An 8,936-nucleotide genomic window follows, 5' to 3' on the forward strand; every position below is an offset into this window, starting at 1 on the left:
CATGGAGGACAAACAACCGCTCCGAGCTGCCGTCTATGCCCGCATCTCTCTTGATAAGAAGGAAGAAGCCGGTGTTAAGCGCCAGGTCCACCTCTGCACCCTCCTAGCCGAGGCTGATGAGGCGACCGTCGTCGCAACATTCGTGGATAACAATGTCAGCGCCTTCTCCGGCGAGTTCCGGCCCGAATATGACAAGTTGCTACACGCCATTGAGGCCCGTGAGATCGACATTGTTTATGTGTACGCGCTCGATAGATTGACGAGGCGGACGCGCGACACGCTGACGCTTTTCGAACTCTGCGAAAAGCACCATGTTCGCATCAAGGCCACTAGGGGTTACGGCATCGACCCCGAGGACCCGGCGAGTCGCTTGACCATTATCATCCTGGGTCTAATCGCTGAGCAGGAATCCATTGACCGCGCCGCCCGTGTTCGGGCTGCCTATGTGGATCGCGCACGCACTGGTAGACCGAAGACCGGCGGTCACCGGATGATGGGTTACGAAGCCGACGCCGAGACTATCGTTCCTGAGGAAGCCCAGGCCGTGCTTGACGCGGCGGACATGGTTGTCTCCGGCAAGACGTTGCGCGAGGCTGTTCGTGAAGTTTTCGACAAGCGAGGCATCCTCACTACGCGCGGTAATCCGATGAATCCCGCGACGCTACGTGACATTCTTTTGAACCCGCGCATGCGTGGCTTGAGTACTTTCACTCCCACAAACCCTGATACTGGCTACAGGGCGAACAAAGACCGCGAAGTTATTGGTCCAGGTCAATGGCCTGCCATTATCGACGAGGAGCTAGGCGAAAAGATCGACGCAGTCTTGCGTGATCCATCGCGGCGGCGCAATCACGTGGGTACAGCTCCCACACGGTATTTAGCTTCCGTCCTCATCTGTACCTGTGGCGACCCTATGTATTCACGCATCCGTACCCGCAAGGATGGCTCGAAGCAACGTTTTTACTCTTGTAAACGTGAGAAGATCGGGAAGCGGCACACTGCTATTGGTTCTGAAGAAGTCGATGATCTCGTCTCACAGGTCATCATCGCTCGGATGTCTAAGCCTGATGCGCTTGAAGTACTGCGTAGTGCTTTAACTCCAGAAGATGACGCGCTCAGTGAGCGGATGCAGTCCCTATTCCAGGATCGCACCGCCTTGCTGGCTCGCCGCGAGGCTCTGGAAGAGTCCGTCATCGATGGCGAGCTTGACACGTCAACATTCGCTCGTGTTGAAAAGAAGATTGCTGCTCAGCTAACCAGAATTGATGATGAACTCCAGTCAATCACTGAAACCCTTGGCGCCGACCCGTTGGCCGTCGAGTTGGGCGGGGGAGATGTCATCTTCGCCGACTGGTGGGAGAGTGCCTCCATCGAGGACAAGCGACGTCTCACGAAGCTGCTCATGGAGATTCATATCCTCCCCGGCAAGCAGGGTGCCAAGAAGTTCGATCCGAACCGGGTCAAAATCACATGGAAGAACTAGCCCGAAGGTGTTCACAAACGTCAATCTGTCAGTTATGATACATACATCATTTTGATTAACGTTTGTGACACACTCGCACCTGCACATTTGGGCTTCCCAACCCCTGTGTCCCACGGGTGTGCACAACCGACCGAATTTGAACAGAAGGAACTTGCCCGTGTCGCGAGCAACAATGACCAACACTGTTGGAGCTAAATACTTGACCACCAACATTGAGGGCGGTGAGTTTAGCTACGTTCATGCTGCCGGTTCTCGCGAGAAGCTGCGGACTGCGCTCGGGCGCGACTTCGAGCACTTCAAGATCGACCTTCGGTTCTTCGATCAGGATAGCAACACCGCTGTTCTGATTGAGACTAAGCAACGCTACAACGACGCCGACATCGACCAGCTACGTGAATATGTCGATGAAGAGAAGGCTCTGTTCCCTGGGAACAAAATCATTGCCATCCTCGCCAACACCACAAACGAGGACTTGCGCGTGTGGAAAGAAGTGGTCGACGACGACCACGAGCTTCCCGGCGAGACAGCGATGGACACGATGGCGTACTACACGACGCTGTTTGAGACGAACCGGCAGAACAACCGTGAGAAGGTGCTCAAGAACACCTACGCGCTCAACGAGCTTCTTCACAAGAAGGACATCGACGAGAAGCTGCGGAGTCAGTTTGTGGGTACGACGCTCCTCTATGTGAAGAGCGTGATCTCCAAGCTCGGTATCTCTGACATCAATGAAGAGACCACCGCTCAGCTGCGCAACTACTGGGCTACTTTCGATGCGCCTCAGATTCGTACGGGCATTGAAACGACTCTCAACGATCTTCTCGATGGTTCCAACAACAAAGAGAAGAAAATCAAGCTACTTCGGACTAACGTTGTTGGAGATCAAAAGGTCAAGAAGCTGGCGCTTGATGACTGGCTCGACATCCTCATTGCCATTGTCTCCGGCATCTACGCCTACATTGACGAGGACAGCTCTGAGGGCCAGGACCTCCTCAATCTCTTCTTCATCGCCTTCAACAAGTACACCGGCAAGGCTGACAAGAACCAGGCTTTCACGCCCGATCACATTACTGAGTTCGCCTGCCGCGTCACGGGTGTCAACCGCAACTCTCGAATCTTTGACGGCGCCTGCGGTTCTGGCTCCTTTCTTGTGCAGGGCATGGTCAAAGCGCTCGCTGACTGTACGAACATGAGTGGCACGCAAGGGCAGAAGGACGCACAACAAGACAAGATCAAGCGTGAGCACATCTACGGTGTTGAGATCGAAGAACAGGCCTACGGCCTCGCTACGACCAACATGCTCATTCACGGCGACGGTAACTCAAACATTGAGTTCGGTAGCCTCTTTGACTCCAAGAAGTTCTTTCACCAGGCTGACCCCGACATCATTCTGATGAACCCGCCATTCAACGCCAAGCCCATCGGCATCCCTGACAGGTACAAGACAAATTGGGGCAAGGCGAAGACCGGTAAAGAAGACCCGACCAAGGGTATGGTGTTCGTCCAGTTCATCTCCGATTGTGTTGTTGAAGCCAACGCTGAGCGTATGCAGAAAAACCAGGCGGCCAAGACAGTCAAGATGGCAGTTATCCTTCCGGTCGCTGCGGCCATCGGTGCGACCAAGATTCTCAAAGACGCCAAGCAGCGTCTACTGATCAACAACACGCTTGAGGCTGTATTTACCCTGCCCAACGAGATCTTTTACCCAGGCGCATCTGTCTCCGCGTGCATGATGGTGTTTACTCTTGGTCAGCCACATTATGATCCTGAGACGGGTGAACCGAATAAGGCAACCTTCTTCGGCTACTTCAAAGATGACGCGCACAAGAAAAAGAAGAAACTCGGCCGCATCGAGCAGTTCGACAAGAACAATGCGAGTAAGTGGAAGGCTGTCGAAGATAAATGGCTGAAGCTCTTCCGTAACAAGACCGTCGAAGCTGGTATGTCAGCCATGCAGGAAGTTACCCATGCAGATGAGTGGCTGGTCGAGGCCTACATGGAAACCGACTACTCGATACTAACCGCCAATGATTTCCAGAAAACTGTCAACAATTATCTTGCATACCTCGTCAGGGAAGGTGTTGTTGTGGAGAACAACAATAAAGGTGGTGCAAATCAGTGATGCTCGACACCTCAAACTGGGAGTTCTTCCTGCTTAATCGCATTTGCTCCATTGACATGGGGAGTAAGATGGATTTTTCCGCCATGTCAACGGAAAACCCATCCGTCAACTTCGTCGGTCGTTCAGCAGAAAACAATGGCGTGATGGGAAAGGTCGACCTAATCGACGGTGTTGCTCCCTATCCTGCCGGGAGTCTCACTGTTGCCCTGGGCGGGAGTCTCGGATCTACCTTTCTTCAAACTGATCCGTTCTACACCTCTCAAAACGTATCTGTACTGAGCTTCGACGAAAACGAAGTATCGCCTCTTGCCCGTTTGTTTCTAGCTTCGATGATCCATTTTGAGGCTAGGTTCAAATACTTCCCGTTTGGTCGGGAGTTGAATAAGTATCTACGAACGGTTTATGGTTTCGATCTCCCCGTCAAAAGGGACGGGCTTGGTAAACCAGTCATTGATCCCTCAAAACGCTTCCATAACGAGGGCTACATCCCCGACTGGCAGTACATGGAGCGATTCATCCGAAATCTCAACTCCAAGCCAATTTCGACCGCGAACACCACCTCGAAGGCCTCCTTAAACACACGGTCCTGGGTCTTTTTCCTTCTGAAGGATCTGTGCTCCATTGATATGGGGAGCAAGATGGACCTCTCTGCCATGTCGGCCGACAACCCTACTGTCAATTTCGTGGGTAGGTCTGCTGAGAACAACGGTGTTGTGGGAGTAGTTGATTGTGTCGAAGACATCGATCCTTATCCTGCTGGGAGCCTCACTGTTGCGCTTGGAGGAAGTCTTGGCTCCACGTTCTATCAAGCACAACCCTTCTACACCGCTCAAAACGTTTCTGTTCTTCAGTTCGACACTGAGCAGGTGTCTCCCTACGCTCGATTGTTTCTTGCAACCATGATCGAGTTCGAGTCTCGGTTCAAGTACTCCCCTTTTGGCAGAGAACTGAACAAATACATCAGGACCATCTACGGTTTTGAGCTGCCCGTCCAGCGTGATGAAAATGGCTGTCCGGTTATCGACCCTGCCAAGACCTACCACCCAGAGGGCTTCATCCCCGACTGGGAGTTTATGGAGAACTACATTCGATCCCTGCCTTACGGTGACCGAATCCCTGAGTCAAAAGGTTCCCATACACGTATTGAGGGTGAGTAACCATGCTTATTGGCTATGCTCGCGTGTCCACCGCTAGACAGGAACAAAGTCTCGACACTCAACGGGATGCCCTTGTGGCAGTCGGTTGTGACCCGAACCGTATCTACAGTGACACTATCTCCGGCACCAAGTGGCAGCGGCCCGGCCTCGACCAAGCACTCGACTTCGCCCGCCCGGACGACACTCTCGTTGTGACCCGGCTGGACCGCCTTGGCCGCAGTCTCGTCGAGACGGTCACCACCATCGCCGACCTCGCCGAGCGCGGCATCAACGTCCGTGTCCTGGAGCCAGCGCTAGACACTGGCCGACCTGCAGACAAGGTCATTATCAACGTGATGGCGGCCCTCGCTGAATGGGAGCGTGATCTCTTGGTCCAGCGCACACGTGAGGGTGTGGCGCACGCCCGTGCGCACGGCAGGGTTGGTGGGCGCAGGCCGAAACTGACCTCAGAGCAGGTCGAGAAGGTCGTGAAGCTGATCGATTCTGGAGACTCTGTTACATCAGTGGCCAACGCCTTCGGTGTTTCACGGTCAACCATCTCGCGTGCGGTGAGAAGGCATAGAGAGGAAGCCGGAACTTAACGCACCGGGCCGGCGAGGACGGCCCGGTTGGCAGGACAGAGAGTATTTAACGACCCAGAGTGTCGTTAGAACACGGGATTGCACATTATTCGCATCGAGCACCAAGAAAGGGTGTCCTGTCATGTCCGTTCCCGCCGCTACTACCGCTTCCACTCCTGCTGTCCTCCTTGCCGAAATTCCGGCCACCTTGGGTTTCTACCCGGAAAATTCCGTCGTTTTCTGTACCCTCTCCCACGCCGAAAGTGGTGCACTGCGCCTCGGCGTGGTCATGCGCATGGACTGCGGTGACACAAAGTCCCTGGCTGAAATTGCCGCGCATACCGCGCAGACTTCACCTGATGTGGTCTTTGCCATCATCGTCGCTGACAGCCTCGACCATGCCTTCATGCAGGCTGTCGCAGACGCTGGTATCCAGAACCTCGAAGTCATCTGGCACTTGACCTGCATCGCTGAGGACGAGCCGTACAAAGCAGTATGGACTGCTGAACGCCGTCACGCCTACACCTCAGAGTTCCTGGAGGGCACAGTTGCACCTATCCACCAGGCCGCGTCCACTCAGGCTACACTCACTAACGGCGGGGTCATCGCTGTCAGTCGTGATGAGCTGCTACGCGCACTGACCTTCGACGAGGACCGTCGTGAGGACGGTGCGGGAACTTATGTGCTAGCTGAAGACCTGCTGGCAGCGGCACCGTCGCAGCAGCACCTCGTCCTGGCGCTACGTGAAGCGCTGCGACTGGGCCGTAACGCTGACCCGCAGGGGCTTGTCGTCGCAGCGCTGCTTGACGGTGTTGGCACCCGCGACCTCGTGCTGGGCGAACTCATCGACCAGCCGGAACAAGCCGTCACGGTGTTAGAAGACCTGGTGCCGCAGCTAGAAGACAACCAGCTGCGTGCTGGGGTGCTGAGCCTACTGGCCTGCGTACTGCTGGTTCTAGGGCGCCGCAGTCATGCCAGCTTGGTCATCCAAGCCGCTGAGCAGGCGTGTCCTGAGTACTCGCTGGTGCAGCTGCTGATGCGGGCAAGGCTAGATGGGCTTTTCGACATGGTTATTAGGTCCTTGCACGAGGGCGTGAAGATTACCCGTGACCGCGCTGGGCTGGAAGCAGCTGCCTAACACCGAGACCGCGCCGTTCTAACTTGACCTTTACGGTCCTGTCGTCCCTTCATGGGGCGGTGGGACCGTTCTTTTTTCGCAGGCTCAGATATATATTATATAAACGAGCTTTTTTGTGACTTGCGTCACGGTATGCTGTAGTGTACACCTGGGCGTAACTTGTAGCGTACGGTGCAGTGCATCCTCCAGGGTCGTTCTCTGGGGTGTACGGCCAGCAGTACGCCGGAGCGTACAGAAGCCTTTCATACGCTGCAGCGTACGCTCGGGCGTACTTTGTGCAGACATACACTCCAGCGTACACCCCAGCGAACGTTAGAGAGAACGCTGCCCCATCGACGCTGTAGCGTACAACGGAGCGTACAGCTGACAGGTGTTTCCTGGAGCCTACGCTGCGTCGTACGCTACAGCGTTTCACCTAGTCTTCCTTCTGCTGTCCTTCCTTCCTACGCTGCTCAGTACGATCCAGCGACTCCTGGCTACGGCGCTCTTGCCGCTCCAGGAAGGCGCGCTCTTCGGCGACAGTGCGCGAATTAGCCACCGGGTTGCCTCCAAGAAGCGGGTTGTCAAAGGCTTGCTTCACATGCAGGTCATATTCAGCCCGTATCTCTGGCCTCTGGAGCAACGCGTCAAGGAAGTCTGAGTCCACAATCATCATATGTTCACGCGCTTGTTTGCCCAGCGTCTTGGCTTGCTTGATCACCTTATCCAGCGCTGTCTGGGCAACAGTATTAGCGGCGTCGATGATCCTCGCAGCCCGATCCTGCACTCCAGCCAGCTCTTGTGCAGCCTTGGCACGGTCAGCGGCTGCAGCGTCGCGGATAGCCTTGACCTCATCGTTGGCGCGTGCTCGTGCCTCGCTAAGCTCCTGTGCAGCCTTGTCACGGTACTGTTTCGCAGCAGTGCGATCCTGGGCAGCAGCTTGACGGTCGGCGTGTGCAGCCTCCTGGTCGCGCCCTGCCTGTTCACGTGCGTCCTTAGCCTTACCCAGCTCCGTTGCAGCGGCGGCACGGTCGGATGCTGCGGCTGATTTTTCTAGCTCAGCCTCTTCAAGCTCCTGCGCAGCCTTGGCCAATGTATTGTTCGCCTCAGCGAGCTTCTTCTGGACCTCTACCAGCTTCTGTGAAGCCTCAGCCTCAGCAGCGGCCTTGATGGCCTTAGCGTCCTCCTCGGCCTGTTCACGGGCCTTACGGCGTGCAGATTCAACTTGCCTCTGCACAGTCTCACGTGCCCGTCGCAGCTCCTCGGCAGCAGCCTGACGGTCGGCGGCTGCAGCATCACGGTCAGCTTGAGTATCAGCGAGTCCTTGGTCAAAGCCTTCTTTCCGACCCTGGTGGTGTCCGTCTCCGTAGCCTTGACGTGTGGCAAACTCGCGGTCTTCTTGCAGGATTGTCTCAGCCTCAGCGACCCGCTTTTCGCGCTGCTCCAGAAGACGTTCCTGGTCTTCGAGCCTTTGAAAGCGGTCAAGGTTCAACGACTCGTCGTGACGCTCGCTGACCCCTAGCTCTACGGGATAGCCCAAACTGTGCATATGCTCGCGAAGACCTTGTTGTGCTAACGACATCTTGATCTGACCTGCGATCTGCTGGCCTTTCTTCGGGCCGTCTTGGTAGCGAACTTCCGGGTGTGTGTTGTAGGCGATGCCCGGTGCACACCTTAGCTTGCCGGGGCGTTTCGGGTCCGGGCTGAACGTGTCTGCGTGAAATTGGATATGTGGAGTGCTTTCGTCGAAATTCATATCGCCACCTGCAAGCGCGAGGCGGCCGCCTGGCAGGACATTATCGGCGACCCAGTACATCGCCTGCTGAAGATACTTCTTTGCCTCGTTGTAGTCCCGAGCCACCATGCGTGGACGTTTCACTTCCTCGCCGTCCACAACTGACGTGTAGTAGTCGGGAATTTCTATGCACATGCTCTTCGGTAGATGGATGACGAACATCGAAGTTTCATAGCTCTTCTTGAGTACGCGCACACCATCCATGCGAGAGTCTTGGTAGGCGAGGACATCGTCTACAGACTTTGCGCGTCGCATCTTCCCGGTGCCGTCATTAACGAATGGCACGTTCAGATGTGAGTCTTGTACGACGATGTTGGGGTTCCGCTGCGCCTGGAACTTCAAGTTCTTTGCATCCAACTTGCGCATGCACTCGTTGAGGATGCGCGACCTATCTCCGCGTGTGCTTCCGCCACAGTCGATGCGCCGCAGATGCCGGACGTTGAATGCGGCGTACCCTTTTTGGTCACTCATTCGTTTCACTCTTTCGTAGGACAAACTGGACATCACAGACGTCATTGCCGTCCACTTTCTGTGATGTCCACGATCAGTTGTTATCCCCGGTGTGTTCTTCGGAGTGAAGTGTCCCGGGTTTTGTTCCGTTTGAGTAGATGGGAAAATCTGGAACATGCCAAAGAAGTTTGATCAGGATGCGAAGGACCGTGTGGTCCGCTTGGTTGAGGATCGTATTCTGGCGGAGAATCT

The 8,936-nt window shown here is 55.4% G+C and carries 6 protein-coding genes; 5 read left to right on the forward strand and 1 reads right to left on the reverse strand.

Going from position 1 to position 8,936, the window contains the following annotated elements; genetic code table 11:
• Window position 1: 1 nt before the first annotated feature.
• The 5 genes from NQ050_RS01845 to NQ050_RS01865 all read left to right on the forward strand — a co-directional run bounded on the left by NQ050_RS01845 (window position 2) and on the right by NQ050_RS01865 (window position 6,460).
• On the forward strand, window positions 2-1,483 hold the full coding sequence (locus NQ050_RS01845) for a recombinase family protein (RefSeq protein WP_257037546.1): 1,482 nt from the start codon (window positions 2-4) through the stop codon (window positions 1,481-1,483).
• Between the two features lie 157 nt (window positions 1,484-1,640).
• A complete protein-coding gene (locus NQ050_RS01850; RefSeq protein WP_257037547.1) occupies window positions 1,641-3,605 on the forward strand; it encodes an SAM-dependent methyltransferase in 1,965 nt (654 codons plus the stop codon).
• The gene (locus NQ050_RS01855) at window positions 3,605-4,762 is read left to right on the forward strand and encodes a restriction endonuclease subunit S (protein WP_257037548.1); all 1,158 of its coding nucleotides are present in this window, start codon (window positions 3,605-3,607) and stop codon (window positions 4,760-4,762) included. Before NQ050_RS01850 ends, NQ050_RS01855 begins: the two co-directional genes overlap by 1 nt.
• 2 nt (window positions 4,763-4,764) lie before the next feature.
• Entirely contained in the window at window positions 4,765-5,343 is a 579-nt protein-coding gene (locus NQ050_RS01860) for a recombinase family protein (RefSeq protein WP_257037549.1), read from the forward strand.
• Window positions 5,344-5,464: 121 nt separating this feature from the next.
• A complete protein-coding gene (locus NQ050_RS01865; protein ID WP_257037550.1) occupies window positions 5,465-6,460 on the forward strand; it encodes a DUF4192 domain-containing protein in 996 nt (331 codons plus the stop codon).
• 415 nt (window positions 6,461-6,875) lie between these two features.
• Here the strand turns inward: NQ050_RS01865 and NQ050_RS01870 are convergent, their stop codons facing one another.
• Window positions 6,876-8,705, reverse strand: a complete 1,830-nt coding sequence (locus NQ050_RS01870; RefSeq protein WP_257037551.1) for a hypothetical protein — start codon at window positions 8,703-8,705, stop codon at window positions 6,876-6,878.
• Window positions 8,706-8,936: the final 231 nt, after the last annotated feature.

It is taken from the genome of Corynebacterium sp. 122RC1 (assembly GCF_024580955.1).
Lineage (GTDB): Bacteria > Actinomycetota > Actinomycetes > Mycobacteriales > Mycobacteriaceae > Corynebacterium > Corynebacterium kozikiae.

Excerpts from the sequence above, each read along its gene's own strand:
- NQ050_RS01845 (WP_257037546.1), top strand. The coding sequence starts at position 2 with ATGGAGGACAAACAACCGCTCCGAGCTGCCGTCTATGCCCGCATCTCT.
- NQ050_RS01855 (WP_257037548.1), top strand. The coding sequence starts at position 3,605 with ATGCTCGACACCTCAAACTGGGAGTTCTTCCTGCTTAATCGCATTTGC.
- NQ050_RS01860 (WP_257037549.1), top strand. The coding sequence starts at position 4,765 with ATGCTTATTGGCTATGCTCGCGTGTCCACCGCTAGACAGGAACAAAGT.
- NQ050_RS01865 (WP_257037550.1), top strand. The coding sequence starts at position 5,465 with ATGTCCGTTCCCGCCGCTACTACCGCTTCCACTCCTGCTGTCCTCCTT.
- NQ050_RS01870 (WP_257037551.1), bottom strand. The coding sequence starts at position 8,705 with ATGAGTGACCAAAAAGGGTACGCCGCATTCAACGTCCGGCATCTGCGG.